Source organism: Methylobacterium sp. 190mf, assembly GCF_900107945.1.
Classification (GTDB): domain Bacteria; phylum Pseudomonadota; class Alphaproteobacteria; order Rhizobiales; family Beijerinckiaceae; genus Methylobacterium.
Window position 1 is genome coordinate 1 of record NZ_FNVI01000044.1, and the last position, 26,993, is coordinate 26,993.

At 69.8% G+C, this 26,993-nt stretch carries 32 protein-coding genes; 22 read left to right on the forward strand and 10 right to left on the reverse strand.

Annotated features, from left to right (window positions below):
• From tuf to rpsL, 4 genes are all read right to left on the reverse strand, one after another.
• Positions 1–961, reverse strand: a 961-nt coding sequence (gene tuf, locus C4T42_RS29445) for an elongation factor Tu (protein ID WP_103986397.1), incomplete at its 3' end; no start/stop codon positions are given.
• Positions 962–1,005: 44 nt separating this feature from the next.
• Entirely contained in the window at positions 1,006–3,081 is a 2,076-nt protein-coding gene (gene fusA, locus C4T42_RS29450; RefSeq protein ID WP_020096272.1) for an elongation factor G, read from the reverse strand.
• A gap of 30 nt (positions 3,082–3,111) precedes the next feature.
• Positions 3,112–3,582, reverse strand: coding sequence for a 30S ribosomal protein S7 (rpsG, locus tag C4T42_RS29455; protein WP_012319183.1), 471 nt, complete (start codon positions 3,580–3,582; stop codon positions 3,112–3,114).
• A gap of 128 nt (positions 3,583–3,710) precedes the next feature.
• Positions 3,711–4,082: a 30S ribosomal protein S12 gene (gene rpsL / locus C4T42_RS29460; RefSeq protein WP_007557568.1), complete on the reverse strand. Its 372-nt coding sequence runs from the start codon at positions 4,080–4,082 to the stop codon at positions 3,711–3,713.
• Positions 4,083–4,856: 774 nt separating this feature from the next.
• Between rpsL and C4T42_RS29465 the strand changes: the two genes are divergently transcribed.
• The 17 genes from C4T42_RS29465 to C4T42_RS29545 all read left to right on the forward strand — a co-directional run bounded on the left by C4T42_RS29465 (position 4,857) and on the right by C4T42_RS29545 (position 15,005).
• Complete coding sequence (locus tag C4T42_RS29465) at positions 4,857–5,660, forward strand: ABC transporter substrate-binding protein (protein ID WP_020096273.1); 804 nt, start codon at positions 4,857–4,859, stop codon at positions 5,658–5,660.
• Between the two features lie 19 nt (positions 5,661–5,679).
• The gene (locus C4T42_RS29470; RefSeq protein ID WP_020096274.1) at positions 5,680–6,417 is read left to right on the forward strand and encodes an amino acid ABC transporter permease; all 738 of its coding nucleotides are present in this window, start codon (positions 5,680–5,682) and stop codon (positions 6,415–6,417) included.
• On the forward strand, positions 6,414–7,109 hold the full coding sequence (locus tag C4T42_RS29475; RefSeq protein WP_020096275.1) for an amino acid ABC transporter permease: 696 nt from the start codon (positions 6,414–6,416) through the stop codon (positions 7,107–7,109). Before C4T42_RS29470 ends, C4T42_RS29475 begins: the two co-directional genes overlap by 4 nt.
• Before the next feature lie 193 nt (positions 7,110–7,302).
• Positions 7,303–7,680 (forward strand): hypothetical protein, encoded by a 378-nt coding sequence (locus C4T42_RS29480; protein WP_020096276.1) that lies wholly within the window; start codon positions 7,303–7,305, stop codon positions 7,678–7,680.
• A gap of 402 nt (positions 7,681–8,082) precedes the next feature.
• The gene (rplN, locus tag C4T42_RS29485; RefSeq protein WP_010686182.1) at positions 8,083–8,451 is read left to right on the forward strand and encodes a 50S ribosomal protein L14; all 369 of its coding nucleotides are present in this window, start codon (positions 8,083–8,085) and stop codon (positions 8,449–8,451) included.
• Positions 8,451–8,765, forward strand: a complete 315-nt coding sequence (rplX, locus tag C4T42_RS29490; RefSeq protein ID WP_012319178.1) for a 50S ribosomal protein L24 — start codon at positions 8,451–8,453, stop codon at positions 8,763–8,765. Before rplN ends, rplX begins: the two co-directional genes overlap by 1 nt.
• Positions 8,758–9,324, forward strand: coding sequence for a 50S ribosomal protein L5 (gene rplE / locus C4T42_RS29495; protein WP_020096277.1), 567 nt, complete (start codon positions 8,758–8,760; stop codon positions 9,322–9,324). Before rplX ends, rplE begins: the two co-directional genes overlap by 8 nt.
• Positions 9,325–9,364: 40 nt before the next feature.
• On the forward strand, positions 9,365–9,670 hold the full coding sequence (gene rpsN, locus C4T42_RS29500) for a 30S ribosomal protein S14 (RefSeq protein ID WP_010686179.1): 306 nt from the start codon (positions 9,365–9,367) through the stop codon (positions 9,668–9,670).
• 10 nt (positions 9,671–9,680) lie between these two features.
• Positions 9,681–10,076, forward strand: coding sequence for a 30S ribosomal protein S8 (gene rpsH / locus C4T42_RS29505; protein ID WP_010686178.1), 396 nt, complete (start codon positions 9,681–9,683; stop codon positions 10,074–10,076).
• Positions 10,077–10,098: 22 nt separating this feature from the next.
• A complete protein-coding gene (gene rplF, locus C4T42_RS29510; protein WP_020096278.1) occupies positions 10,099–10,632 on the forward strand; it encodes a 50S ribosomal protein L6 in 534 nt (177 codons plus the stop codon).
• Positions 10,633–10,642: 10 nt separating this feature from the next.
• Positions 10,643–11,005 carry a 50S ribosomal protein L18 gene (rplR, locus tag C4T42_RS29515; protein ID WP_020096279.1) on the forward strand — a complete coding sequence of 121 codons (363 nt, stop codon included), beginning with the start codon at positions 10,643–10,645 and terminating at the stop codon, positions 11,003–11,005.
• Between the two features lie 104 nt (positions 11,006–11,109).
• Positions 11,110–11,697, forward strand: a complete 588-nt coding sequence (gene rpsE, locus C4T42_RS29520) for a 30S ribosomal protein S5 (RefSeq protein WP_012319173.1) — start codon at positions 11,110–11,112, stop codon at positions 11,695–11,697.
• 11 nt (positions 11,698–11,708) lie between these two features.
• Positions 11,709–11,900 carry a 50S ribosomal protein L30 gene (gene rpmD / locus C4T42_RS29525; protein ID WP_020096280.1) on the forward strand — a complete coding sequence of 64 codons (192 nt, stop codon included), beginning with the start codon at positions 11,709–11,711 and terminating at the stop codon, positions 11,898–11,900.
• A gap of 10 nt (positions 11,901–11,910) precedes the next feature.
• Positions 11,911–12,414, forward strand: a complete 504-nt coding sequence (rplO, locus tag C4T42_RS29530; RefSeq protein ID WP_020096281.1) for a 50S ribosomal protein L15 — start codon at positions 11,911–11,913, stop codon at positions 12,412–12,414.
• 145 nt (positions 12,415–12,559) lie between these two features.
• Positions 12,560–13,906, forward strand: a complete 1,347-nt coding sequence (secY, locus tag C4T42_RS29535; RefSeq protein ID WP_020096282.1) for a preprotein translocase subunit SecY — start codon at positions 12,560–12,562, stop codon at positions 13,904–13,906.
• Positions 13,907–14,076: 170 nt separating this feature from the next.
• A complete protein-coding gene (locus C4T42_RS29540; RefSeq protein ID WP_020096283.1) occupies positions 14,077–14,679 on the forward strand; it encodes an adenylate kinase in 603 nt (200 codons plus the stop codon).
• A 95-nt stretch (positions 14,680–14,774) separates the two neighbouring features.
• The gene (locus tag C4T42_RS29545) at positions 14,775–15,005 is read left to right on the forward strand and encodes a hypothetical protein (protein WP_020096284.1); all 231 of its coding nucleotides are present in this window, start codon (positions 14,775–14,777) and stop codon (positions 15,003–15,005) included.
• A 32-nt stretch (positions 15,006–15,037) separates the two neighbouring features.
• Here the strand turns inward: C4T42_RS29545 and C4T42_RS29550 are convergent, their stop codons facing one another.
• On the reverse strand, positions 15,038–15,394 hold the full coding sequence (locus tag C4T42_RS29550) for a hypothetical protein (protein WP_020096285.1): 357 nt from the start codon (positions 15,392–15,394) through the stop codon (positions 15,038–15,040).
• Positions 15,395–15,644: 250 nt separating this feature from the next.
• Here C4T42_RS29550 and rpsM point away from each other — a divergent pair, with 250 nt between their 5' ends.
• From rpsM to rplQ, 5 genes are all read left to right on the forward strand, one after another.
• Complete coding sequence (gene rpsM / locus C4T42_RS29555) at positions 15,645–16,013, forward strand: 30S ribosomal protein S13 (protein WP_010686168.1); 369 nt, start codon at positions 15,645–15,647, stop codon at positions 16,011–16,013.
• 173 nt (positions 16,014–16,186) lie between these two features.
• Positions 16,187–16,576: a 30S ribosomal protein S11 gene (gene rpsK / locus C4T42_RS29560; RefSeq protein WP_010686167.1), complete on the forward strand. Its 390-nt coding sequence runs from the start codon at positions 16,187–16,189 to the stop codon at positions 16,574–16,576.
• Between the two features lie 25 nt (positions 16,577–16,601).
• Positions 16,602–17,474, forward strand: a complete 873-nt coding sequence (locus C4T42_RS29565) for an MBL fold metallo-hydrolase (RefSeq protein ID WP_026605429.1) — start codon at positions 16,602–16,604, stop codon at positions 17,472–17,474.
• 109 nt (positions 17,475–17,583) lie between these two features.
• Complete coding sequence (locus C4T42_RS29570) at positions 17,584–18,603, forward strand: DNA-directed RNA polymerase subunit alpha (protein WP_010686165.1); 1,020 nt, start codon at positions 17,584–17,586, stop codon at positions 18,601–18,603.
• Positions 18,604–18,803: 200 nt separating this feature from the next.
• Positions 18,804–19,214 carry a 50S ribosomal protein L17 gene (gene rplQ / locus C4T42_RS29575; RefSeq protein WP_020096288.1) on the forward strand — a complete coding sequence of 137 codons (411 nt, stop codon included), beginning with the start codon at positions 18,804–18,806 and terminating at the stop codon, positions 19,212–19,214.
• A gap of 412 nt (positions 19,215–19,626) precedes the next feature.
• On the opposite strand, the gene C4T42_RS29580 is transcribed toward rplQ, so the two are convergent.
• From C4T42_RS29580 to C4T42_RS29600, 5 genes are all read right to left on the reverse strand, one after another.
• The gene (locus C4T42_RS29580) at positions 19,627–21,513 is read right to left on the reverse strand and encodes a response regulator (RefSeq protein ID WP_020096289.1); all 1,887 of its coding nucleotides are present in this window, start codon (positions 21,511–21,513) and stop codon (positions 19,627–19,629) included.
• Positions 21,510–23,228: a response regulator gene (locus C4T42_RS29585; RefSeq protein ID WP_020096290.1), complete on the reverse strand. Its 1,719-nt coding sequence runs from the start codon at positions 23,226–23,228 to the stop codon at positions 21,510–21,512. The genes C4T42_RS29580 and C4T42_RS29585 overlap by 4 nt, the downstream gene beginning before the upstream one ends.
• Positions 23,225–24,292, reverse strand: coding sequence for a chemotaxis-specific protein-glutamate methyltransferase CheB (gene cheB / locus C4T42_RS29590; RefSeq protein ID WP_026605430.1), 1,068 nt, complete (start codon positions 24,290–24,292; stop codon positions 23,225–23,227). Before cheB ends, C4T42_RS29585 begins: the two co-directional genes overlap by 4 nt.
• On the reverse strand, positions 24,289–26,583 hold the full coding sequence (locus tag C4T42_RS29595; protein WP_103986398.1) for a response regulator: 2,295 nt from the start codon (positions 26,581–26,583) through the stop codon (positions 24,289–24,291). The genes cheB and C4T42_RS29595 overlap by 4 nt, the downstream gene beginning before the upstream one ends.
• Before the next feature lie 13 nt (positions 26,584–26,596).
• The coding region (locus C4T42_RS29600) for a methyl-accepting chemotaxis protein (RefSeq protein ID WP_244603315.1) at positions 26,597–26,993 on the reverse strand (397 nt) is incomplete at its 5' end.

Genomic DNA, 26,993 nt, shown 5'->3' on the forward strand with positions numbered 1-26,993 from the left:
GGCCGCCCTCCTCCTTGGTCAGGATGTACGCCTCGGCCTTGAACTTCGAGTGCGGCTTCACCGAACCCGGCTTGCACACGACCTGGCCGCGCTCCACGTCCTCGCGCTTCGTGCCGCGCAGCAGCACGCCGACGTTGTCGCCCGCCTGCCCCTGGTCGAGCAGCTTGCGGAACATCTCCACGCCCGTCACCGTCGTCTCGGTGGTCGCCCGGACGCCGACGAACACGACTTCCTCGCCCACCTTCACGATGCCGCGCTCGACGCGACCCGTCACCACCGTGCCGCGGCCCGAGATCGAGAACACGTCCTCGATCGGCATCAGGAACGGCATGTCGATCGGACGCTCCGGCTGCGGGATGTAGCTGTCCACGGTCGCCATCAGCGCCAGGACCGCCTCCTTGCCGATCTTCGGCTCCTTGTCCTCGAGCGCCATCAGCGCCGAGCCCTTGGTGATCGGGATGTCGTCGCCCGGGAAGTCGTACTTCGACAGCAGCTCGCGCACCTCCAGCTCGACCAGCTCCAGGAGCTCCTCGTCGTCGACCATGTCGACCTTGTTGAGGAACACCACCAGCGCCGGGACGCCGACCTGGCGGGCCAGCAGGATGTGCTCGCGGGTCTGCGGCATCGGGCCGTCGGCCGCCGACACCACCAGGATCGCGCCGTCCATCTGCGCCGCGCCCGTGATCATGTTCTTCACGTAGTCGGCGTGGCCGGGGCAATCCACGTGCGCGTAGTGACGGTTCTGCGTCTCGTACTCCACGTGCGCCGTCGAGATCGTGATCCCGCGCGCCTTCTCCTCAGGCGCCTTGTCGATCTGGTCGTAGGCCGTGAACGTCGCCCCGCCCGTCTCGGCCAGGACCTTCGTGATCGCCGCCGTCAGAGACGTCTTGCCGTGATCGACGTGGCCGATCGTGCCAATGTTGCAGTGCGGCTTGGTGCGGGAGAACTTTTCCTTGCCCATCAGAGCCTCCTAGATTCGAATTCGCGTTGCGGAAGAAGAGATGCTTAGGCGTACTTGGCGATGACCTTGTCGGCCTCGCCGCGCGGCACCTCTTCGTAGTGATCGAACTGCATCGTGAAGTTGGCGCGGCCCTGCGAGAAGGAGCGCAGCTGGTTCACGTAGCCGAACATGTTGGCCAGCGGCACCATCGCGTTGATGACGTTGGCGTTGCCGCGCATGTCCTGACCCTGGATCTGGCCGCGGCGGGCGTTCAGGTCGCCGATGACCGAGCCGGTGTACTCCTCCGGCGAGACGACCTCGACCTTCATCACCGGCTCGAGCAGAACCGAGCCGCCCTTCTGCAGCGCCTCGCGGAAGGCGGCGCGGGAGGCGATCTCGAAGGCGAGCGCCGAGGAGTCGACGTCGTGGTAGGCGCCGTCGACCAGCTCGACCTTGACGTCGACCACCGGGAAGCCGGCGAGGACGCCCGCGCCGAGGACCGAGTTGAGGCCCTTCTCGACGCCCGGGATGTACTCCTTGGGCACCGCGCCGCCGACGATCTTCGACTCGAACGAGAAGCCGGCGCCCGGCTCGTTCGGCTCGACGACGAACTTCACGCGGGCGAACTGGCCGGTACCGCCGGTCTGCTTCTTGTGCGTGTAGTCGATCTCCTGACGGCGCGTCAGCTTCTCGCGGTAGGCGACCTGCGGCTGGCCGATATTCGCGTCGACCTTGTAGGTGCGGCGCAGGATGTCGACCTTGATGTCCAGGTGGAGCTCGCCCATCCCCTTGAGGATGGTCTGGCCGGATTCCTGGTCGGTGGAGACGCGGAAGGACGGGTCCTCGGCGGCGAGCTTCGAGAGCGCGATGCCGAGCTTCTCCTGGTCGGCCTTCGACTTCGGCTCGACGGCGATCTCGATGACGGGCTCGGGGAACTCCATCTTCTCGAGGATCACGGCCTTCTGCGGGTCGCAGAGGGTGTCGCCCGTGCGGGTGTCCTTGAGGCCGGCCAGCGCGACGATGTCGCCCGCGAAGGCCTCCTTGATGTCCTCACGGTTGTTGGCGTGCATCAGGAGCATGCGGCCGACGCGCTCCTTCTTGTCGCGCGACGAGTTCAGCACGTTGGCGCCGGTCTCGACCTTGCCCGAATACACACGGCAGAAGGTGATCGTGCCGACATGCGGATCGTCCATGATCTTGAAGGCGAGCATGGAGAAGGGATCCGCGTCCGACGGGTGACGGACGGTCTCTTCCTCGGTCTTGAAGTCGATGCCCTTGATCTCGCCGCGATCGGCCGGGGAGGGCAGGTAATCCACGACGGCGTCGAGGAGCGGCTGCACGCCCTTGTTCTTGAACGCCGAGCCGCAGAGCACCGGGTGGAAGGCGCGCAGCTGGACGGCCTTGCGCACCAGGACGCGCATGGTGGCCTCGTCGGGCTCGTTGCCGTCGAGGTAGGCGGCCATGGCGTCGTCGTCGAGCTCGACGCAGGCCTCGACCAGCTTGGTGCGGTACTCGACGGCCTGGTCCTTGAGGTCGGCCGGGATCTCGGTCTCGTCGAAGTTGGCGCCCAGCGCCTCACCCGACCAGACGATCGCCTTCATCTTGATGAGGTCGATCACGCCCTGGAAGCTCGACTCGGCGCCGATCGGCAGCTGCAGGCAGACGGGCTTGCCGGCGACGCGGTCGATGATGTCGGCGACGCATTTGAAGAAGTCGGCGCCGATCTTGTCCATCTTGTTGACGAACACGACGCGCGGCACGTCGTACTTGTCGGCCTGACGCCACACGGTCTCGGTCTGCGGCTCGACGCCCTGGTTGCCGTCGAGCACGCACACGGCGCCGTCGAGGACGCGGAGCGAGCGCTCGACCTCGATGGTGAAGTCGACGTGGCCGGGGGTGTCGATGATGTTCAGGCGCTTGTCGCGCCAGAAGCAGGTCGTCGCAGCCGAGGTGATCGTGATGCCACGCTCCTGCTCCTGCGCCATCCAGTCCATGGTGGCGGCGCCCTCATGGACCTCGCCGATCTTGTGGGACTTTCCGGTGTAGTAGAGGATCCGCTCGGTCGTCGTGGTCTTGCCGGCATCGATGTGGGCCATGATGCCGAAGTTGCGGTAGTCCTCGATCGCGTGCGTGCGGGGCATCGAATTGCTCCTGAGAGACGGCGGAACCGCTTACCAGCGGTAGTGCGAGAAGGCGCGGTTGGCTTCCGCCATCCGGTGCGTGTCTTCGCGCTTCTTGACGGCGTTGCCGCGGTTGTTCGCGGCGTCGAGCAGCTCGGCCGAGAGGCGCTCGACCATGGTGCGGTCGTTGCGCGAACGCGCGGCCTGGATCAGCCAGCGGATCGCGAGGGCCTGGCGGCGCTCGGTGCGGACCTCGACGGGGACCTGGTAGGTCGCGCCGCCGACGCGGCGGGAGCGGACCTCGATCATCGGGGCGACGTTGTCGAGCGCGGCGCGGAACACCTCGATCGGGTTGGCCCGGGCGCGGTTCTCGACGATGTCGAAGGCACCGTAGACGATCCGCTCGGCGGTCGACTTCTTGCCCTCGTACATGATGGAGTTCATGAACTTCGTCAGCACCACGTCCCCGTACTTCGGGTCCGGGATGATCTCACGCTTCTCGGCAGAGTGACGACGGGACATCTTCTGAGACTCTCGAACGAAAAGATCTTAAGCGCCCCGCGCAGGCCGCCTTAGCCCTGAGGCCGGCGACATCCTTGCGAGGCCGTGGAAACGCGTACCGGCGCCCGGGAAATATCCGGGCGTCCGACTTACTTCGGGCGCTTGGCGCCGTACTTCGACCGGCGCTGCTTGCGGTTCTTCACGCCCTGCGTGTCGAGCACGCCGCGCAGGATGTGGTAGCGCACACCCGGAAGATCCTTCACGCGGCCGCCGCGGATCATCACCACGGAGTGCTCCTGAAGGTTGTGACCCTCGCCCGGGATGTAGCCGATCACCTCGAAACCGTTGGTGAGGCGCACCTTGGCGACCTTCCGGAGCGCCGAGTTCGGCTTCTTCGGGGTCGTCGTGTAAACGCGGGTGCAGACGCCGCGCTTCTGCGGGCAAGCGTCGAGCGCCGGAACCTTGTTGCGGCTCCGCTGGATCTTCCGCGGCTGGGCGATCAGCTGGTTGATCGTCGGCATCCTGTGCCCTCTTCCTCGGTCACCTAGTCCGAACTGCGCAGGGCAGTCCGCAAAACGAATATGCGCCGGAGGGCCTGTCACGGACCCTCGGCGCGGTGTGGGCAGAGGAGCACGCCCGAAACGAACGCGCTCGTACCTACGGATCTGACTTACAGCGTCAGGCGATTTGAACCCTCGGAGCGCTCGGGGCGATGGCGGCGGCTTCCGGGGTTGCGCCCAAGGGCCGTCGGCAGCCGATGGCCGTCCGAAGTGGCGCGCTTCTAGACGCCGTTGCGCCGCAGGTCAATGCGGTCACGGCAGAAAACTGCACCGCGGCGGAGGTTAAGGATCGGTCAAGGGCGCGCACGGCGCCCGCGATCGGCGAGCCTTCGCGACGGCGGAGCCGAGGGACCGCTATCGCGCACGGCGCCTTGTCCCGTCAACGGAAGCCGGGGCAGGCCGGCCACGTGGCGGCGGGACTTCGGCGCAGCCTCGGGCCGTGCCCGGGCGCGGCAGGAAAATCTGCCCCGCAGCCGCCAGATCTTTCGGCGAGCGGCGCCCACCCGCGAGGAAAAAATAGAAACTTTCTCCGTTGATTTTCGCGTTCTCCAAAGATGAAAATGTGGCGGCGGTCGAGATAAATCCGACTGGCATCCTCTGACTTTGCGCAAAGAGCGAAGACAAGATCGATTTATACCTCAACTCAGGAGTCCGACGCGGTTTAGACTGCAATATTCGCGATATTTGATCATCGCTCTGCCTGTACCGGCCCCGAACCATTCGACGGAGTCACCCGTGCGCCGCCTCTTCGCCCTCGTTCTCGCGACCCTCCTGTCGGTCGGCCCCGCAACGGCCGACCGTCTGGACGACATCAGAAAGGCCGGCGTTCTCCGGGTCGCCGCCTTCGACAGCAACCCGCCGTTCGGCTTCGTCGATCCCGCGAGGAAACGGATCGCCGGCCTCGACGTCGACTACGCGCAGGCCATCGCCGACGCGCTCGGCGTCAAGCTGGAGATCCGGCCCACCAACCCGGCGAATCGTATCCCGCTGCTGACCTCCGGCAAGGTCGATCTGGTTCTGGCGAACTTCACCATCACGGACGAGCGGGCTAGGCAGCTCGATTTCAGCATCCCGTACTTCGCCTCCGGCCAGCAGTTCCTGGCCAAGAAGGGCACCCTGTCGTCGCCGGAGCAGCTCAATGGGCTTCGAATCGGTGCAGACAAGGGCACCACCAACGAGATCGTCCTGCACCGCGACTTCCCGAAGGCGGTCGTGGTCGCCTTCGACGACACGCCCTTCGCATTCACGGCCCTGCGCAACGGCAATGTCCAGGCGATCACGCAGGACGGCCCGAAGCTGGTCGGGCTGCTCGCGAAGGTGCCGGACCGGCAGAACTACGAGATCCCCGCCTTCAGCATCTCCAACGACTATATCGGCGTCGGCATCCCGAAGGATGAGGCGCGGCTCCGGGACCGCGTGAACGAGACCCTGCGCGGCCTGGAGTCGAGCGGCAGGGCGGCGGCGATCTATGATCGCTGGTTCGGGCCCGCGACCGAGCAGCCGCTGCCGCGACTGTTCCGGATCGGGGACCGTCCCTGACCGGGGCGGCACGACGACGATGGCCGCGCTGTTCGGCGATCCACTCGCGCCGCGCTACCTCGTCTGGCTGCTGCAAGGCTTCGGGACGACCCTGACCTTGTCGGCAGCCACCTGCCTTGCCGGCACGGTGCTGGGCCTCGCGGCGTGCGGGCTGCGCGAGGCGGGCGGGCGCGCCGGGCGCGGCGCCGTGGCCGTCTCCGTCGGCATCGTCCGCAACACGCCGCTGCTGGTGCAACTCTTCGTCTGGTACTTCGCGGTGGCCGCCGCCCTGCCGCAGGGCGTGACGGCCTGGCTCAACGCGCCGCACGTCCTGGACCTGGGATTCGGGATCCTGCGCTGGCCCGCTTACGAGAGCCTCGCCGGGTTCTGCGGGCTCACGCTCTACGCGGGCGCCTACATCGCCGAGGAACTCCGCGCCGGCATCAGGGCCGTCCGGCCCGCTCAGCGGGCGGCGGCCCTGGCCCTCGGCCTCACGCCCGTCCAGGCGTTCCGCCACATCGCTCTGCCCCAGGCCCTGCGCGTCGCCTGGCTGCCGATCGTCGGCCAGTACCTCAACACGCTCAAGAACACGTCACTGACCATGACGATCGGCCTCGCGGAGCTGTCCTACGCGTCGCGGCAGGTGGAGACCGAGACCTTCCAGACCTTCCAGGCCTTCGGCATCGCGACGCTGCTCTACGTCGGCGCGGCCGCCGCGGCAGAGACGACCGGGCAGATGCTCGACCGCCGCGCCCGTCGACCGGGCCGGCACCGATGAATCCGTCGGTCATCATCGACAATCTCGGCTACCTAATGGTCGGGGCCTGGCCCGACGGGCCGGTCGGCGGGCTGGCCCTGACGCTGATCCTCTCCGGCCTGTCCGGTCTGGCCTCGGCCGCGCTCGGGCTCGTCCTCGGCATCGCCCTGGCCGTGAGCGCGGGCGCGGCCCGGGCAGCGCTCACAGCCGGGCTCGGCTTCCTCCGCGCCGTGCCGGTCGTGATGCTGATCTTCTGGACCTACTTCCTGCTGCCGATCCTGTTCGGCGTGTCGATCCCCGAGATCGGCACGGTCGCGGTGGCGCTGTCGCTCGTCGGAGGCGCCTACCTGTCCTACGGGGTGGCGGCGGGCATCGCGAGCGTCGGCCGTGGTCAGTGGGAGGCCGGCCTCGCGCTCGGCCTCGACCCCTGGCGCACCCTGCGCTTCGTCGTCCTCCCGCAGGCGCTGCGGGCCATGGCACCGTCCTTCGTCAACCAATGGACCACGCTCATCAAGGACACGTCGCTCGCCTACGTGATCGGCGTGCCCGAACTCGCCTTCGTGGCGGCGCAGGTGAACAACCGCGCGATGGTCTACCCGGCCGAGATCTTCCTCTTCGTCGGTGCCGTGTACGGCATCCTCTGCGCCGGTCTCGACGGGCTGGCCGCCCGGCTGACGAATACCGGCAAGGTCGCGGCACATCGCACCCCGTGACGGAGCGGCCGGCCGACGCGCCCGAGCCGGCTCGCGGGACACGACCGATTTACCGGGGCACACGTGCAAGGCGTACCGGATCGGGGCAGGTGCGCGCCGGCACGGTCTACGGAGAATTAAAGCGATCCATCGAATTGTCGCGCACATCGGGCGGCCAAGTCGCCGCCGCAGGTTCGCGTCGAGGGTGTTGCGTATGGGTTGCGTCGCGGTCAGCAACGTCGTTCCGTTCCGGCGGCCGATTCCCGCCCAGGCCCCCGGCGAGCGGGAGGCGCGCAACCGTCGCCGCAGCGAGCAGCGCTCCCTCCTGGACGCTGTCTACGCGACTGGCAGCATGGTCGTCGCCGCGGAGGATCGCGGCCTCAAGCTCACCGCCTCGCGGCTGCAGGTCTACGGCTTCCTGGCGATCGAGGAGGTCGGCGAGGACGGCCTAATGCGGCGGCTTCGCCCGTCCGAGGCGATTCGCGCCCGGTCGGAGCGGCCCTGGCGCCTGTCGAGGCCCGCGAGCGAAGCCTCGGTCACCATCCCGAGCCTCGACGGATTCCTGTTCGAGACGGCCGGCCAGCCGATCTGATCGACCCCGAACGCTGCACGTCAACCGACCGGCGCGCCGAAAGGCGCGCCGGTCGTCGCACGTTCAGGGCTCGCGTTCCGCGGCCGGACGGGCGGGCACCGCAGCGATCGAGCCGCGCGGCGCCGCGGACCAGCCCCGAAGCCGGATCAGCCCCCCTATGCGGCAGCGACGATTTCCCGCCGCTCCGCTTGCCATCACCCGCGGCCCGTAGTATGCGCCCGGCCTTCGCGACATTTCCGATGGGTGCTCGCACCCCGTGAACGCGGTGACCGCGCCGGTGTCTGACGACACCGCCAGCGCGGTCGAACACATGAGCCGGGGGCGTCAGGTCCCCATCAGGCGTCGTCCGCCGGGCAATACCGTCCGTGTGCGGAAACCCGCCTGAAACAAGGAGTCACGCACGTGATCCAGATGCAGACGAATCTGGACGTCGCCGACAACTCGGGTGCACGCCGTGTGATGTGCATCAAGGTTCTCGGCGGGTCGAAGCGCAAGTATGCCGGCGTCGGCGACGTGATCGTCGTCTCCGTCAAGGAGGCGATCCCGCGCGGTCGCGTCAAGAAGGGCGACGTCATGAAGGCGGTCGTCGTCCGCACGGCGAAGGACGTGAAGCGCGCCGACGGTTCGGTGATCCGCTTCGACAAGAACGCCGCGGTCCTGATCAACAATCAGAAGGAGCCGATCGGCACCCGTATCTTCGGACCGGTGCCGCGCGAGCTCCGCGCCCGCAACCACATGAAGATCATCTCCCTGGCTCCGGAGGTGCTGTAATGGCCGCCAAGATCAAGAAGGGCGACAAGGTCGTCGTGCTCACCGGCCGTGATTCGGGCCGGTCGGGCGAGGTGATCCAGGTTCTGCCGAAGGAAGGCCGGGCCTTCGTGCGCGGCATCAACCTGGTGAAGAAGCACCAGAAGCAGACCCAGAACCAGGAAGGCGGCATCATCTCCAAGGAGGCCGCCATCCAGCTCTCGAACATCGCGGTCGCGGATGCCAACGGCAAGCCGACCCGCGTGGGTTTCCGCATCCTCGAAGACGGGCGCAAGGTCCGGTTCGCCAAGACCACGGGGGATCAGATCGATGGCTGAGGCCGACAAGAACGCCTACACCCCGCGCCTGCGCAAGCACTACGACGAGGTGGTTCGCCAGAAGCTGATCGAAGAGTTCGGCTACAAGAACCCCATGGAAGTGCCGCAGATCACGAAGATCGTGATCAACATGGGCGTCGGCGAGTCCACCGCGGACTCGAAGAAGGCCTCGGTGGCGGCGGGCGACCTCGCCCTGATCGCCGGCCAGAAGCCGGTCATAACCAAGGCCCGCAAGGCCATCGCGACTTTCAAGGTCCGCGAGGGCATGCCGATCGGCTGCAAGGTGACCCTGCGCAAGCAGCGCATGTACGAGTTCATGGACCGGCTGATCACCATCGCGCTGCCGCGCGTGCGTGACTTCCGCGGCCTGAACCCGCGCTCGTTCGACGGCCGCGGCAACTACGCCCTGGGTCTCAAGGAGCACCTCGTGTTCCCGGAGATCTCCTACGACAAGGCCGAGCAGATGTGGGGCATGGACATCGTCGTGGCGACCACCGCCAAGACCGATGCCGAGGCCAAGGCGCTGCTCGCCGCCTTCAAGTTCCCGTTCCGGCAGTGAGGCCCTCGGGTCTCAGACGCGGACACCGGAGATAGACGACATGTCGAAGAAAAGCTCAGTCGAGAAGAATGAGGCCCGCAAGGCGCTGGTGAAGCGCTTCGCGGCCAAGCGGAAGGCGCTCCTCGAGATCGCCAACAACGACGCCCTCGAGATGGAGGAGCGCTTCGAGGCGCGCCTCAAGCTCGCGGAGCTGCCGCGCAACTCGTCGGCCACGCGCATCCGCAACCGTTGCGGCATGACCGGCCGTCCGCGCGCCTACTACCGCAAGATGGGCATCTCGCGCGTGGCGCTGCGCGAGCTTGGCAACCGGGGCCTGATCCCCGGTCTGGTCAAGTCGAGCTGGTAAGGAGGTCCCCATGGTCAACGATCCCGTGGGCGACATGCTCACCCGCATCCGCAACGGCCAGCTGCGCCGTCGCAACGTCGTCCAGACGCCCGGCTCGCGCCTGCGCGCCAGCGTCCTCGACGTCCTGAAGTCCGAGGGCTACATCCGCGACTACGCGGCGACCGACCTCGGCAACGGCCGCACCGAGTTCGCCATCGAGCTCAAGTACTACGACGGGCGCCCCGTGATCCGCGAGATCAAGCGCGTCTCGAAGCCGGGCCGCCGGGTCTACTCGTCGGTCGGCGAGCTGCCGCACGTGGCCGACGGCCTCGGCGTCACCATCGTCTCCACCCCGCAGGGCGTCATGGCCGACCACGAGGCGCGTGAGCGCAACGTCGGCGGTGAAGTGCTCTGCACCGTGTTCTGATCGGGACGGAGGAGGTTATCCCATGTCTCGCGTAGGCAAGAAGCCGGTCCCCGTACCGGCCGGCGTTACCGCCACGGTCACCGGTCAGACGGTGAAGATGAAGGGTTCGAAGGGCGAGCTGTCGTTCGTCGTTCCGTCGCTCGTCAACGTGGCGATGAAGGACGGCGCCATCGAGGTGCAGCCCGTCAACCAGTCCAAGCCGGCGCGCTCCCTGTGGGGCACGTCGCGGGCGCAGATCGCCAACATCGCCGAGGGTGTTTCGAAGGGCTTCGAGAAGAAGCTCGAGATCACCGGCGTCGGCTATCGCGCCGCGATGGCCGGCAAGGCGCTGAAGCTGTCGCTCGGCTACAGCCACGACATTGAGTACGCGATCCCGGCCGGGATCACGATCGTTACCCCGAAGCCCACCGAGATCACGATCTCCGGGATCAACCGCCAGCAGGTCGGTCAGGTCGCCGCCGAGATCCGCGACTACCGCGGACCCGAGCCCTACAAGGGCAAGGGCGTGAAGTACGCGGGCGAGTTCATCTTCCGCAAGGAAGGCAAGAAGAAGTAAGGAGGGCATCATGTCTCGCAAGCTCGAAGCCCTCGATCGCCGCAAGGCGCGCGTCCGCCGCGCGCTGCGAGCGGCCGCCAACGGCCGTCCGCGGCTCTCGGTGTTCCGCTCGTCGAAGCAGATCTACGTGCAGGTCATCGACGACGTCGCCGGCAAGACGCTGGCCTCGGCCTCGTCGATCGACAAGGCGCTCAAGGGCGAACTGAAGACCGGCGCCGATGTCGCCGCCGCCAAGGCGGTGGGCAAGCTCGTCGCCGAGCGCGCCAAGGCGGCGGGCGTCACGAAGGTGATCTTCGACCGCTCCGGCTACATCTACCACGGCCGCGTCGCCGCCGTGGCCGAAGCCGCCCGCGAGGGTGGCCTGGAGTTCTAAGTCACGACGGCGGGCCGGGCGGATCCTCTTCGCCCGGCATATCCGAAACCCGATCGAGCGAGCGGCCCCGCCGGCCGCGTCAGTGAGATGGACAGGTAGACAACATGGCACGTGAACGTGAAGGCGGGGGCCGCGGCCGCCGCGAGGATCGCGAGGAGCGCGACAGCGAGTTCGTGGACAAGCTCGTCCACATCAACCGCGTCGCCAAGGTGGTCAAGGGCGGCCGTCGCTTCGGCTTCGCCGCCCTCGTCGTCGTCGGCGACCAGAAGGGCCGCGTCGGCTTCGGCCACGGCAAGGCCCGCGAGGTGCCGGAGGCCATCCGCAAGGCGACCGAGGCCGCCAAGCGCGGTCTGATCCGCGTTTCCCTCCGCGAGGGCCGGACCCTGCACCACGACGTCAACGGCCGCCACGGGGCAGGCAAGGTGATCCTCCGCGCGGCCCCGCAGGGCACCGGCATCATCGCCGGCGGCCCGATGCGCGCCGTGTTTGAGACGCTCGGCATGCAGGACGTCGTCGCCAAGTCGCTGGGTTCGTCGAACCCCTACAACCTCGTGCGCGCCACCTTCGAGGCGCTCAAGAACGAGGACAGCCCGCGCTCCGTGGCGGCCCGCCGCGGCATCAAGGTGTCGACGCTGCAGTCGCGTCGCCGCGATGCCGATCCGGCCGACCAGTCCGAAGCCGCGGTCGCGTAAGGGAGGGTCCGATGGCACAGAAGACCGTCCGCATCGAGCAGATCGGCTCGCCGATCCGCCGCGAGGCCAGCCAGCGCCAGACGCTGATCGGCCTCAAGCTCAACAAGCTCCACCGCGTGTCCGAGCTGGAGGATACTCCCTCCGTTCGCGGCATGATCCGCAAGGTTGCGCACCTCGTGCGCGTCCACGGCGACGTGGCGTGAGGAGGTCCCGATGAAGCTCAACGAGATCAGCGACAACCCCGGCGCAACCAAGAACCGGATGCGCGTGGGTCGGGGCATCGGCTCCGGCAAGGGCAAGACCGCGGGTCGCGGCGTGAAGGGTCAGAAGGCCCGGACCGGCGTGTCCATCAAGGGCTTCGAGGGCGGTCAGATGCCGCTGCATCGTCGCCTGCCGAAGCGCGGCTTCAACAACCTCTACGCCCAGGACTTGAACGAGGTGAACCTCGGCCGGATCCAGGAGGCCGTCGACGCGGGCAAGCTCGACAAGGCCGCCACCGTGACGGTGGAGAGCCTGGTCGCCGCCGGCATCATCGCCCGTCCCCGTGACGGCGTGAAGCTGCTCGGCGTCGGCGAGCTGACCGCGAAGCTCAGCTTCGAGGTGACCCGCGCCTCCAAGTCCGCCGTCGAGGCGGTCGAGAAGGCCGGTGGCTCGGTCAGCACCGTCTACGCCCAGGGTGCCTCCACCCGCGGCGGCAGCGAGGCGGCCACGGCCTGACGGGAGCGACTCCGGAACCCGTTGCACGGGCTCCGCGCACCCTTTAAGCCGATCCTTCGAGCGGCGGCCCTGCGACCACGCGGGCCGCCGTTTTCATTTCATCCGGGCGCCGGTCGCCCGGCGACACTTCCAGGACGCGACGCTTATGGCCTCAGCCGCCGAGCAGCTTGCCGCCAATCTCAATTTCGGTGCGATCGCGAAGGCCGATGAGCTGAAGAAGCGCATCTGGTTCACGCTCGGCGCCCTCGTGGTGTTCCGGCTGGGCACGTACATCCCGATCCCCGGCATCGATCCGGAGCAGTTCGCCCGGAACTTCCAGCAGCAGGCGGGCGGCGTGCTGGGCCTGTTCAACATGTTCTCGGGCGGCGCCGTGGAGCGCATGGCGATCTTCGCCCTGAACATCATGCCCTACATCTCGGCCTCGATCATCGTGCAGCTCCTGACCTCGGTGATCCCGAGCCTGGAAGCGCTCAAGAAGGAGGGCGAGTCGGGCCGCAAGGTCATCAACCAGTACACCCGCTACCTGACGGTGGTGCTGGCGCTGGTTCAGTCCTGGGGCATCGCCATCGGCCTCCAGGGCTCCTCGGCCGCCATCGATCCGGGGCCGTTCTTCCTGGCCTCGACGGTGATCACCCTGACGGGCGGAACCCTGTTCCTGATGTGGCTCGGCGAGCAGATCACCTCGCGCGGCATCGGCAACGGCTCGTCGCTGATCATCTTCGCCGGCATCGTGGCCCACCTGCCGGTGGCGATCGCGGGCGCGCTCGAGCTCGGCCGCACCGGCGCCCTGTCCCCGGCGATCATCCTGGGCGTCGGCGTCGCCGCCGTCGCGCTCGTCTACTTCATCGTGTTCATGGAGCGCGCCCAGCGCCGGCTCCTGATCAACTACCCGAAGCGCCAGGTCGGCAACCGCATGTACGAGGGTCAGACCTCGTTCCTGCCGCTCAAGCTCAACACCTCGGGCGTGATCCCGCCGATCTTCGCCTCGTCGCTACTGCTGCTGCCGGCGACCGCCGCGAGCTTCTCGGCCAACGGGGGCGCCACGGGCTGGCTCGGCACGGTCACGGCCTATCTCGGCCACGGCACCCCGCTGTTCATGGTGCTCTACGCGGCGCTGATCATCTTCTTCACGTTCTTCTACACCGCAGTCGTCTTCAATCCGCAGGAGACGGCCGACAATCTGAAGAAGCATGGCGGCTTCATCCCGGGCATCCGGCCGGGCGAGCGCACCGCGGCCTTCATCGACAAGGTGCTGACTCGCATCACGGTGATCGGCGCCCTGTACCTGACCCTCGTGTGCCTCTGCCCGGAGATCCTGTCGTCCTACGCCGCGGCCAGCCTCGGCTTCGGCGGCACGTCCCTGCTCATCGTGGTCTCGGTCACGATGGACACGGTGGCGCAGGTCCACGGGCACCTGATGGCCCATCAGTACGAGGGCCTCGTGAAGAAGGCCAAGCTGCGTGGCGCGTCGACCACGCAACGGCGGCGCTGAGCCTGCTACAGAGGCGGCCGGACTCCGAGGACGCTCCCGCCTCTGGCCCAAAGGTCTGGATGCCTCACCGGCCCGGACCGGCTAGAAAACCCCGAACCCGGCGATGCCAGGGAGGCTTCGCCACCACGGCTTGTGCCCACTGAGAGAGTGGGCCGAACGAGGACAACGCCATGCGCATCATTCTGCTCGGGCCGCCCGGTGCGGGGAAGGGGACGCAATCCGAGCGGATCGTACAGCGCTTCGGCATCCCGCAGCTGTCGACGGGGGACATGCTGCGCGCCGCAGTGGCCGCCGGCACGCCGGTCGGCCTCGAGGCCAAGGCGGTGATGGAATCCGGCGGTCTCGTCTCAGACCGGATCGTGGTCGGCATCGTCGCCGACCGGATCGAGGAGCCGGATGCCCGCCGCGGCTTCATCCTCGACGGCTTCCCGCGCACGGTCGCACAGGCGGAAGCGCTCAGCGAGATGCTGGCGAGCAAGGGCTTGAGCCTCTCCGCCGTCATCGAGCTGAAGGTCGACGAGAACGCCCTAGTCGGCCGCATCGAGAAGCGCGCCGCCGAGACCCTGGCCCGCGGCCAGGCCGTGCGGAAGGACGACACCCCCGAGGTGTTCAAGCAGCGGCTTGAGGCATACCGCGCCCAGACGGCGCCCCTCTCCGCCTATTACGCGCAGAAGGGCATGCTGGAGACCATCGACGGCATGCAGCCGATCGACAAGGTCACGGCCGACCTGATGGCGACACTGGAGCCGCACGAGGAGCGCGTCGCCTCCTGAGGGCGATCGCGGCGCGCTGACCGGCCGTTTCAGCGCGCCCGTGAACCCGGCGGTGTCCCTGGGGGTTATGGGGCGGGTCCACGATCGGAAACGCCATGACCGTCCGCCTCCTCGCCACCGCCTCCCTCCTGCTCGCGGTGGCCCTCCCGCCGCTGCCGGCCTTCGCGCAGAGTCCGGCCCAGTCCTTCGTGTACGGCCAGAAACGGTTCCGCAACGCCTGCCGGCCGCCGCTGAAGTATCTGGCGGGGACTTGCGCCCGCCGCTGCCCGGCGGGCTACCAGGACATGGGCCGCACTTGCCGGCTGCGGAATCAGGGCTTTCGCTGAGGCGCGGGCGGGCCGCCCGTCGGGGGCGTTGCTCAGATCCGGCCCTCCCTGCGGAGGCTGCCGAAGAAATTGACGACGTCCATCTGGAGCGACCGGTGGCCGAACAGCCGGAGCGGGTAGCCCTCCGCGGTGCCGTCGCGCAGCTCGATCATCGCCGTCATCGTGTTGTAGCGGAACACCATGCGGCGACCGGCGAAGGTCGCCCAGAGCAGGGGCGGACCGCCATCCGCGTCCTGCAGCGCGACCGAGCCAGGCTCCGCCTCGGCGAGAACGCCGCCGATCACCGCCAGCGTCACCGGCATGACCTCCTCCAGGGTCTCCTCGGCGGCGCGCAGCACCGAATCGGCGAAGGCCCGCAGGGTCGCGCCGTCGCTCGTCAGAACCGCCATCTCCGCTCCTCGATCAGATCCCAGGGCGCCCCGACGCGCGCGTGACGGGGCGAGGCCGTGCCGACCCGTCGTTGACAACGGGCCGCCCGCGCGCTAGCAGGCCCTCCTTCGTCCAACCGAACGATGGTCCGAGGTGCCCTGTCCAGGGCCGCCCGCGGGCCGCGTCGTCGTTTCACGTGCGCAGGGGCCGGCCTCCACCGGACGCGCGCGACAGCGGCCCGGATCCCCGGGTCCCATATGGAGAGTGATCGTGGCCCGTATCGCAGGCGTCAACATCCCGACCAACAAGCGCGTCGTCATCGCGCTCCAGTACATCCACGGCATCGGCGCCAAGAAGGCCGAGGAAATCACCCAGAAGGTGAACATCCCTGCCGAGCGTCGCGTCAACCAGCTGACCGACGCCGAGGTTCTGTCGATCCGCGAGACGATCGATCGCGACTATCTCGTCGAGGGCGACCTGCGCCGCGAAGTCTCGATGAACATCAAGCGCCTGATGGATCTCGGCGCCTATCGCGGTCTGCGTCACCGCAAGCAGCTGCCGGTCCGCGGCCAGCGCACCCACACCAACGCCCGCACCCGCAAGGGCAAGGCGAAGCCGATCGCCGGCAAGAAGAAGTAAGTTTTTGGAACTGGGAGGCCGTGCTCCGCTCGGCCTCCTTCCCGTCGCGCCAGGTATCCCGCAACGGGTCCGGCGCCGGCTCGACCGCCCTGCACGGGTGCTCCGGCCAAGTCCCAAAAAGAATCCCGAGCGCCTGGTGTTACGGGCGTGCCTGAAGGAAGAGTGAGACCAGAATGGCTAAGGAACCGCAACGCGTCCGCCGCCGCGAGCGCAAGAACATCGTGTCGGGCGTCGCCCACGTGAACGCCTCGTTCAACAACACGATGATCACCATCACGGACGCGCAGGGCAACACGATCTCGTGGTCGTCCGCCGGTGCGATGGGCTTCAAGGGTTCGCGCAAGTCGACCCCGTACGCCGCCCAGGTCGCCGCAGAGGATGCTGGCCGCAAGGCCGCCGAGCACGGCATGCGCACCCTCGAGGTCGAGGTGTCGGGTCCGGGTTCGGGCCGCGAGTCGGCGCTCCGCGCCCTGCAGGCCGCGGGCTTCACGGTGACCTCGATCCGCGACGTCACCTCGATCCCGCACAACGGCTGCCGGCCGCGCAAGCGCCGCCGCGTCTGATCGAAGCCTCTTGACGGAGAAGTTCATGACGGGATCGAAGCCGCTTCCGGGCGTGCTGCGTTGGAACCTCGGGGACCTCACGGTCACCGCGCTCAATGACGGCTGGTTTCAGGCCAGCCTCGATCTCGTCACGGGCATCTCCAAGGAGGAGGCCGGGCGGCTCCAAGTGGCGGGTTTCCGCACGGAGCAGCCCAAGATCACGCTGAACGCCTTCCTGATCACGGGTCCGGGCCTCAAGCCGACCCTGATCGACACGGGCTACGGCGACCTCGCCCCGGCACCGACCCTGGGTCGCGCCGGTGCAGCGCTCGCGCTGACCGGCGTCGCGCCGGAGGAGATCGGCACGGTGCTGGTCAGTCACCTGCACCCCGACCATGTCGGCGGTCTCGTGAAGGACGGCGCGGCGCGCTACCCGAACGCCGAGATCGTGCTGCACGCCGACGAGGCGGCGCACTGGCTTCCGGACGAGGCCCTGGCCAAGGCGCCGGAGGCCGCGAAGCCCTACTTCGAGGGCGCCCGCAAGTCCCTGGCTCCCTACGCCGGCAAGGTGCGCGAGCACCGCGGCGGCGAGGTCCTTCCGGGGATCACGGCGGTCCCTCTTCCCGGCCACACGCCGGGCCATTGCGGTTTCCGCATCGTCTCCGGTGGACAGGCGCTGATGATGTGGACCGACGTGGTGCACCTGCCGGCGATCCAGTTCAAGAACCCGGAGGCCGGCGTCGGCTTCGACGTCGACGGCGACCAAGCGCGGGAGACGCGCAAGCGGATCCTGGACGAGGTGGCCCGCGAGCGCACGCTCATCGCCGGCGGCCATCTCGAGTTCCCGGCGCTCGGCTACGTGGATCGGGATGGGGCTGGCTACAGCTTCGTGCCGGTGCTGTGGGTCGGCGGCGAGTAACGGCGGATACGGATTTCAGGGACCGTTCGGGGCGCCAGGGGGCGGCACCGAGTGGCCGAAGCGCGGGGACGGGCGTCGCGGATCCCGGGCAAGGACGAGAGGTAGGATCGTGGTCATTCAGAAGAATTGGCAGGAACTGATCAAGCCGAACAAGCTGCAGGTCACGACCGGCGACGACCCGAAGCGGGTCGCCACGGTCGTCGCCGAGCCGCTCGAGCGCGGCTTCGGCACGACGCTGGGCAACGCCCTGCGCCGCGTGCTCCTGTCGTCGCTCCAGGGCGCGGCCGTGACCTCGGTGCAGATCGACGGCGTGCTGCACGAGTTCTCGTCGATCCCGGGCGTGCGCGAGGACGTCACCGACATCGTCCTCAACATCAAGACCATCGCGATCCGCTCGCAGACCGACGCGCCCAAGCGCATGACCCTGCGCAAGACCGGCCCGGGCCTCGTCACCGCCGGTGACATCGGCACGGTCGGCGACATCCAGATCCTGAACCCCGACCTCGTGATCTGCACCCTCGACGACGGCGCCGAGATCCGCATGGAGTTCACGGTCGCAACCGGCAAGGGCTACGTCCCGGCCGAGCGCAACCGTCCCGAGGACGCGCCGATCGGCCTGATCCCGGTCGACTCGCTGTTCTCGCCGGTCACCAAGGTCAGCTACCGCGTCGAGACGACCCGCGAGGGCCAGGATCTCGACAAGGACAAGCTGACCATGACGGTCGAGACCAACGGCGCGGTCTCTCCGGAGGACGCGCTCGCCTACGCGGCGCGCATCATCCAGGACCAGCTGCAGGTCTTCGTGAACTTCGAGGATCCGCGCAAGGAAGAGGCCGCGCCGCTCGCGCCGCAGCTTCCTTTCAACCCGGCGCTGCTCAAGAAGGTCGACGAGCTGGAGCTGTCGGTCCGCTCGGCGAACTGCCTGAAGAACGACAACATTGTCTACATCGGCGACCTCATCCAGAAGTCCGAGGGCGAGATGCTGCGGACCCCGAACTTCGGCCGCAAGTCGCTCAACGAGATCAAGGAAGTGCTCGCCGGCATGGGCCTGCATCTCGGCATGGACATCCCCGGCTGGCCGCCGGAGAACATCGAGGATCTCGCCAAGCGCTTCGAGGAACACTACTGAGAGGCGAAGCCGCCTCGAGCTGAACCGGGCGGCGCCGCACCGCGCCGCCGGTTCGGCCCATCCAGGCCCGGGACCCGCGGCGACGACGCCAAGTCCCGAACGAATCCCGCCGCGGGGTTACGCGGACATCAACCGCCCCGTTCCCGGGGCACCCGGCCGTACCGTGGCACGGCGGCCGAGACGAGAAGGAAGCCAGCACCATGCGTCACGCCTACCGCGGCCGCCGTTTCAACCGCACCGCCGAGCATCGCAAGGCGATGTTCGCCAATATGTCCGCCGCGCTGATCAAGCACGAGCAGATCATCACCACCCTGCCGAAGGCGAAGGACCTGCGTCCGGTCGTCGAGAAGCTGATCACGCTGGGCCGCATCGACAGCGTCCACACCCGCCGCCTCGCCATGGCGCAGCTCCGCGACGCCGACATGGTCAAGAAGCTCTTCACCGTCCTCGGCCCGCGCTACAAGGGCCGTCCGGGCGGCTACTGCCGGATCATGAAGGCGGGCTTCCGCCAGGGCGACAACGCCCCGCTCGCGGTGATCGAGTTCGTCGACCGCGACGTCGAGGCTCGCGGAAAGGATTCCGGTCCGAGCCAGGTCTCCGAAGCCGCCTGATCGGCACGGAGCGCCCCGTCGCTCCTAGTCTTTGAGAAGCCGTCCCGGACCCTCCGGGGCGGCTTCTCGCGTTTCGGCTCCTCGCCGCGATCGCCATGACGACGCGCGAACAACAAAAAAACCCGCCGGCTCGCGCCGACGGGTCTGAAGCAGGGTCCACGTCTCGGATGGTCGCGGGAGCTCGCCCTGGCGGCCCGTCTCAGACAGGCCGGGAACTCGACCGCGCCGCGCTCCGAAAACCCCTATCCCTGCCGGGACTCGTCCGGTGGACCGTCCTGGTCGAGATCGTTGTCACGCCTGCGGCGCGGGAAGATGCCGTGATTGCTCATGGTCCACCTCCTCTTCGTAACCCGGGGCCTGCGGGCCCCACGAGGAGAGAATGAGCCGGCAACCGATTGGTTGCAAGCCCCCGTCAGCCGACGGGTCCGGCTCCGCCGTCAAGCAGCGTGGCGACGCGGGCCGCGAGGTCCGCGGAGCGGAACGGCTTCGTGAGCACCGGCAGGTCGTCGGGGATCTGCATCGCCTCGGCATGTCCGGTAAGGATCAGGACCGGCAGGCGCGGATCGCGCTCGCGGATCTCGGCGGCCAGCTCGATGCCGCTCATGCCGGGCATGGCGAGGTCGGCGACGACGATGTCGTAGCGGTCCGCCTCGAGGAGCCGGAGCGCGGCCTCGCCGTCGCCGGCTTCCGTGGTGCTGTGGCCGAAGCCGGTGAGGAACGAGGCCGTCACGTGGCGCACCTGCGAATCGTCGTCGACGATCAGGACGCGGGCCCGCCGGCCGGCGACCGGGACGGTGCCGGCGGCCTCGGGCGCCTGCTCGGGCGCCTGATCGGCGAAGGGGAGGGCGAGCTCCACGCGGGTGCCCCGACCGACCACGCTGTCGATCGCCAGCCGGCCCTTGGATTGCTGCGCGAGGCCGAACACCATGGCGAGGCCGAGCCCGGTGCCCTGGCCGACGGCCTTGGTGGTGAAGAACGGCTCGCAGACCCGGCGCAGGATCTCCTCCGGGATGCCGGTGCCCTCGTCGGTGACGCTGATGCCGAGATAGGTGCCGTCGGCGATCTCGGGATCGCCGCTGATGGCGAGCCGGCGCGTCGCGACCGTGATCGCCCCCCCGTCCGGCATGGCGTCGCGGGCGTTGATGCAGAGGTTGAGCACGGCGAGTTCGAGCTGGTCCGGATCGACCTGAACCGCCGGCAGTCCGTCCGCGAGGTCGGTCCGGACCGTCACGAGGCCGCCGAGGCTGCGTCCGAACAGGTCGCTCATCCCGGAGATCAGGGTGTTCACGTCGACGGCGCGCGCCTGGAGGTCGTGGGCGCGGCTGAAGCTCAGGAGGCGCTTGGTCAGGGACGCCCCGCGCTCGGCGGCGCCGCGGGCGTTCTCGATCAGGCGCTGGACCCGCGGCTGGTCGGCGACCTTCGGGCCGGCGAGCTCGAGGCTGCCGAGGATCGCGGTCAGCAGGTTGTTGAAATCGTGCGCGATGCCGCCCGCGAGGGTGCCCAGCGCCTGCATCTTGTCGGACTGGCGCAGGCGCGCCTCCAGGGTCCGCTGCTCGGTCACGTCGCGCTCGATCGTCGCGAGGTGGCTGATCGCCCCGCCCGCGTCGCGGATCGGCACCCGCGTCACGTGGCTCCACTGCTCGGCGCCGGTCGGGCCGTCGCTGATCAGGCTCTCGACCACCGCCCCGGACCGGATCGCGGCCGCGTCCGCCGCCGTCACGGGCTCGGCCTTCGGGCCGAGAAGTTCGTCCTCACGCCGCCCGAGGCTGGCGGCGACGTCGTGGCCGAGCAGGGCGGCCTTGCGGCCGTTCAGCCGGACGAAGCGGCCCTCCGCGTCCTTGAAGCTGATCGCGTCCTGGGCGTGGTCGAGGAGGCCGCGCAGGAGAGCCCGCTCGGTGGCGAGGTCTCGGCCGAGGCGGTGGCGCTCGAAGGCCTGCCGGACGGTGGAACGGAGCAGGCCCGCGTCCCAGGGCTTGGTGACGTAGCCGACGATGCCGCCGCGGTTGAGGGCGGCGATCACCGCGGTGATGTCGGCGTAGCCGGTCAGCAGGATCGCCTGCGCGTCGTGGAAGCTGCGGGCCTCGGCGAGGAGCGCGTCGCCGGTGAGGCCCGGCATCCGCTGGTCCGAGAGCACGACGGCGATGTCGGGTTCGGCGCGCAGGATCTCCAGCGCCTCGGCCGGGCGCGAGGTCGTCAGAACCCGGTAGGAATCCTCGAACAGGTCCTCCAGGGCGATCAGGATGTCCGGCTCGTCGTCGACGGCCAGGATCGTCCCTACACCTGCCGTACCGTCACTCATGCACTGGCCGCCTGCCGCGGAATCCCGATCACGAAGCAGGCTCCCCCACCCGGGGCCGTCTCCACGGTGAGCGAGCCGCTATGCGCTTGAACGACGCTGTAGGCAATCGCAAGACCCAGGCCCGTGCCGGATCCGACCGGTTTCGTCGTGAAGAACGGCTCGAAGATCTTCTCACGCAGCGTATCCGGGATGCCGGGCCCGGTATCGCTGATGCGAATCTCGTCGAGTTCGGGGTTCGACTGGGTCGTGATCCGGATCGTGCCGCCCTCCGGCATGGCGTCGGCGGCGTTGCCCAGGATGTTCATCACCACCTGATTGAGCAGCGCCGGGGTGCAGTGGATCTCGGCGCGGCCCGTGAAGCTGCGCTCCACGGCGATGCGCTCGCCGAGCTTGTGCTGGATCAGCGCGAGCACCGTCTCGATCGCCTCCGGCACGTTGACCAGGGCGCGCTCGCCCTCGTCGAGGCGCGAGAACTTCCGGAGGTTCAGCACCAGATCCTGGATGCGGGTCAGCCCCATCCGCATCGAGCCGACCCGCTGCCGGGCCTTGTCGATGGCGCGGGTGGCGGCCTCCGGAGCGGCGCCCGGCAACTCGCCGAGCAGGCGCTCGACGGTGCCCTGGTGGGCCAGGATGAAGGCCAGGGGATTGTTGATCTCGTGGGCGATCCCCGCCACCAGCTCGCCGAGCGAGGCCATCTTGGCGGCCTGGACGAGCTTGGACTGCGCCTCGGTGAGCTGGCGGTTGGCGTCGGCGAGGTCGCGGTTGGCCCGCTCCAGGGCGTCGGCGAGGCCCGCTCGGGCCTCGGCCGCGTCGGCCTCCGCGCGGGCGCGCTCCACCGCCCGCTCGCGCTCGCCGAACTGGCCGGCGATGCGCCGGTCGTCCTCCTCCAGGAGCCGCCGCCGCACGAAGCCGCGGACCCGCAGGGCCAGGACCTCGGCGTCGGTCTTCGAGACCACGTCGTCGGCGCCGGCCGCGTAGGCTTCGACGAGGAAGTCCTTGGCGGGATCGCTGCCGGCGATGCCGACGAGGTGGAAGCCCGCGCCGGCCGCCTGTCCCGAGCGCCGCTGGCTGATCGCCCGGCACAGGGCGAGGCCGTCATAGGCGTGCCCCAGGAGATCGACCGTCACGCAGTCGAAGGCCCCGTCGCCGGCGGCCGCGTCCAGGGCGGCCAGGGCCGCCTCCGGCCCGTCGACGCTCGCCACGTGGTGGCCGTCCTGGCCCATCACGCCGGCGAGGAAGGTCCGGTAGGTGGCGCTGCCGTCGATCACCAGGACCCGCCCGCGCCGGAACGCGGCGGCGCCCGGTCCCTCACCGTCGGTCGTCGGCCGGCGCTCGCGCAGCAGGGCGCGGATGCGCAGGATCATCAGGTCGCGGTCGGCGGATTTCGGCAGGTAGGCGTCGGCGCCGCTCTCCAGACCCTGGCGCTCGCCGCCGCTGCCGCCGGTCAGCATCAGGACCGGCAGGGCCCGGGTGCGCAGCGACAGGCGCATCTGCCGGATCAGCTCGTCGCCGTTCATGCCCGGCAGGTGGTAATCGGCCACCACGAGGTCGGGCTGGCTGCGATTGAGGTGATCGAGGGCGGTCTCGGCGGAGGCGCAGCGCTCCACCGCGAAGCCGTGCGCCTCCAGCAGCAGGCGCAGTTCCAGGGCCTGCGTCTCCGAATCCTCGACCAGCAGGATCCGGGCCGGCACCTCCGCCGGGCCGGCCTCGCTCACGGCCGCGCCCCCGCATCCACGAGGCGCAGGACGTGGTCGGCGACGCGGTCGAGGGGCAGGACGGCGCGGGCGGCCCCGAGACGCACGGCCGCCGCCGGCATGCCGTAGACCACGGCGGTGCTCTCGTGCTCGGCCACGGTCTGGGCGCCGGCCCTGTGCATGTCGGCGAGGCCCAGGGCCCCGTCCTCGCCCATGCCGGTGAGCAGCACGCCGATGCCGGAGGGGCCGGATTGCCGGGCCATGGACCGGAACAGCACGGTGGCGGCCGGGCGCTGGCCGGAGACCGGCGCGGAATCGATCACCCGCAGGATCCGGCCGGAGCCGATCTCCAAGTGGCGGTCGCCCGGGGCCACGTAGACCCGGCCGGGTTCGGCGCGCTCGCCGTCCTGGGCGAGGGAGACCGGGAGGGCGACGACGCTGTCGAGCCAGCTGGCGAACCCGTCCATGAAGGCCGCGCCCATGTGCTGGACGACCAGGACCGGCAGCGGGAAGTCCTTGGGCAGGGCGCCGATCACCCGCGCCAGCGCCGGGGGACCGCCCGTCGAGGCGGCGATGCCCAGGAGGCTCGGGGCCTGCCCGGACAGGTCGGCCAGCGGCGCCTGGGGCGCGACGGCGGAGCGGCCGGCCCACTCGGTGCCGATCGGCCGGCGGCGGATGACCGGAACCTGGGCCATGATCCGCAGCTGCGTGCAGATCTCGCCGGCCACGCCCTCGTAGCCGGCATGGGTCGTGGCCACGGGCTTCTCGACGACCGACAGGGCCCCGGCCCGGAGCGCGTTCATCGAGATGCGCAGCGAGTTATCCTCGACCGAATCCGCCACCACGACGATCGGCGTCGGGTGCTCGGCCATGATCCGGCGGGTCGTCTCCAGCCCGTCGATCCCCGGCAGGCGGATGTCCATCGAGATCACGTCCGGCCGCACGGTCCGGAGCTTGTCGAGGGCCTCCTCGCCGGAGGCGACCGCGGCCACGAGCTCGAGGCGGGGATCGCGGGAGACGATGTGGCGCAGCAGCTCGCGCACCACGAGGCTGTCCTCCACGAGCATCACACGGACGGGGGTCATAGGAGCTGCCCGATCGTATCCAGCAGCTGGCGCTGGTCGAACTTCTGCTTGGTCAGGTAGGCGTCGGCGCCGAGATCCAGGCCCCGGGCGACGTCGGCGGCATCCCCGCGGGAGGTCATCAGGATCGCCGGGAGCCGGGCGAAGCGCTCGTCGGCCCGCAGGGCCTTCAGGAGGCCGAACCCGTCGAGGCGCGGCATCTCCACGTCGGCGAGCACCAGATTCACGGGCTCGATCTCGGCGCGCAGCCGGTCGAGGGCGTCCTGCCCGTCGACGCAGACGACCACGCGGTAGCCGGCGGCTTCCAAGATTCCCTTCTCCAGAGTCCGGGTGGTGATCGAATCGTCGACGACCAGGATGGTCGCGCGCGCGGACGCGGCCGCCGCGGCGTGAGTCGTCGAACGTGGAGCCGGCGCCATCGTTCCGAGTGCGCCGCCCGTTGTCCCGGCCTGGGCGCGCGAAGCGAGCCCCTCGGGGTCGAGGACCAGCACCGGCACGTCCCCGTTCAGCACCGCCGTGCCGGCGATCAGACCCGGATCGGCGCCGAAATCCGGCGCGGGCAGGACCAGGAACGGACGGACGTCGTGCAGGCGGTCGACCGCCAGGGCCAGACGGCCGCCGCCGGTCCGCAGGACGACGGCGGTCAGCGTGCCGGGATCGGCCGGGTCGGCGACCTGTCCGAGGATCGCGGCGAGGTCCGTCACCGGGTGGCTCGTCGCGGCGTCCCCGTCACCGAGGCGCACGATCGTCCGGCCCATGGCGACCGGCAGGTCGTCGCGCCGCAGGCGCAGGAGGCGCTCCACGGCGCCCCCGGGGAGGGCGTAGCTGCGCCCGGCCGCCTCGACCAGCAGCAGACTGCGCCGGGCCGCTGAGAGCGGCAGGCTGAAGATCAGGGCGGTGCCGGCCGGGTCGCGCGGCTCCAGGCGGACGCTGCCCATGAGCTGGCGGGCGGCGTCCGCGGCCACCGAGAGGCCGTAGCCGCGCCCCGACAGGGTGTCGACCGCCTCGGCGGTGGAGAAGCCGGGCTCGAACACGAGGCGCAGCAGGGTGTCGGGTTCGGCCGCGGAAGCGGGGCCGAGGAGGCCGCGCTCGCGGGCCGCCGACTCGATCCGGGCGAGGTCGGGGCCGGGCCCGTCGTCGAACACGGTAACATGCAGGCGGGCGCCGCGCACCGCGACCTCCAGCCCGAGGCCCAGGGCCTCCGGCTTGCCGGCCGCGCGCCGCACCTCCGGCGCCTGCCAGCCGTGGCTGAGGGCGTTGCGCAGGGCGTGGAGCAGCGGATCCTTCAGCGCCTGCAGCGTGCCGCGCTCCACCGGCAGGTCGAGGCCCCGCAACGTGAGATCGACCTCGCGGCCCTGCTCCCGGGCGGTCTCGCGCAGCGACCGGGCGAGGGGGGCCAGGACGGTCTCGGCCGGGACCAGGGCGAGGCGCTCGGCGGCGGCGCGGACGCGGGTCGCGGCGCCCTCGACCGCGCTGGTCGCGGAGGCCTGGCGCCGCGACAGGTCCGCGGCCTCCCGGGCGAAGGCGCCCGCGCGCGCCGCGAGGGCGCGCCACTCGGGCCGCTCCGCGCCGGCCCCGGCCGCGAGGGCCTCGGCGCCGACGCGCAGGTCGCGGGCCAGGCGGGCGAGCCGGGCGAGGCCGTCGGCCGCGGGCGCCTGGCCGGCCAGGGTGCTGGCGAGATCGTGACTCGCCCGGGCCAGCGCCTCGACGGCCTCCGCCGGCACCCGCAGGATCGCCGCGGAGGCCTCCGGCGGCTCGGAGCCGGGTTTCGGCGCGGGGTCGGCCTGTGTCGGCGCGGCGGTCGCGGCCGGCGGGGATGCCGGCGCGGCGGGGGGCCCCGGTGGCGGGCTCGGACTCGGATCCGGCAGCGGGGCGGGGGGCGGTGCGGCGGGTGGTGCGGGTTGTGCCGGCAGCGGCGTCTCGCCCGGGAGCCGGAGGACGTGGCCGAGGGCCGCCAGGGCGTCGGCCGGCATGTCCGGACCGGACCCGTCGGTGAGGCCGGCGACGTAGGACTCGATCCGGTCGAGGGCGAGGTGGACGGCGTTGGCCGCCTCGCGGTCGAGGGCGGTGGCGCCGGTGCGCACGCCCTCGAACAGCGTCTCGAGACGGTGGGCCACCGCCTCGACCGCCGGGAGGTCGACGGCGCGGGAGGCGCCCTTCAGGCTGTGGGCGCGGCGGAAGACGTCGTTCCAGTCCGGCGTGGCGCTGCCGAGCGCCCCGCGGATCGCCGCGACGTGCTCCCGGTGCTCGACGTCGAAGGCGGCGAGCAGGAGCTTGCGGATATCCTCGGCCAACGGGGCGCCCGCCTCAGTGCCGGTATCGTTCGGCCAGGGCCATGAGGGCCTGGGCGAGCTCGGTGAGGTTGGCGGAGGCGGCCTCGACCTGCCGCGTGCCGGCCGCGGTCTGCTGGCTGGCCTGGCGGATGTTCTGCAGCGCCCCCATCACCTGCTCGATGCCCAGCTGCTGCTGGTTGGTCGAGGCCACGATCTGCTGGAACGTCTGCACGTTCTCCTCCACCCGCGCGGTGATCTCCTCGATCGTGCGCTGCGTCGTGTCCGAGCGCGTCTTGCCCGCCGCCGCGCGCTTGACCGCCTCCTCGGTCAGCATCACCGACGTGTTGATGCCCCGCTGGATCTCGCCCAGGATCCCCCGCACCTGCCCCGTGGCCGCCTTGGCCTGGTCGGCCAGGAGCTTCATCTCCGAG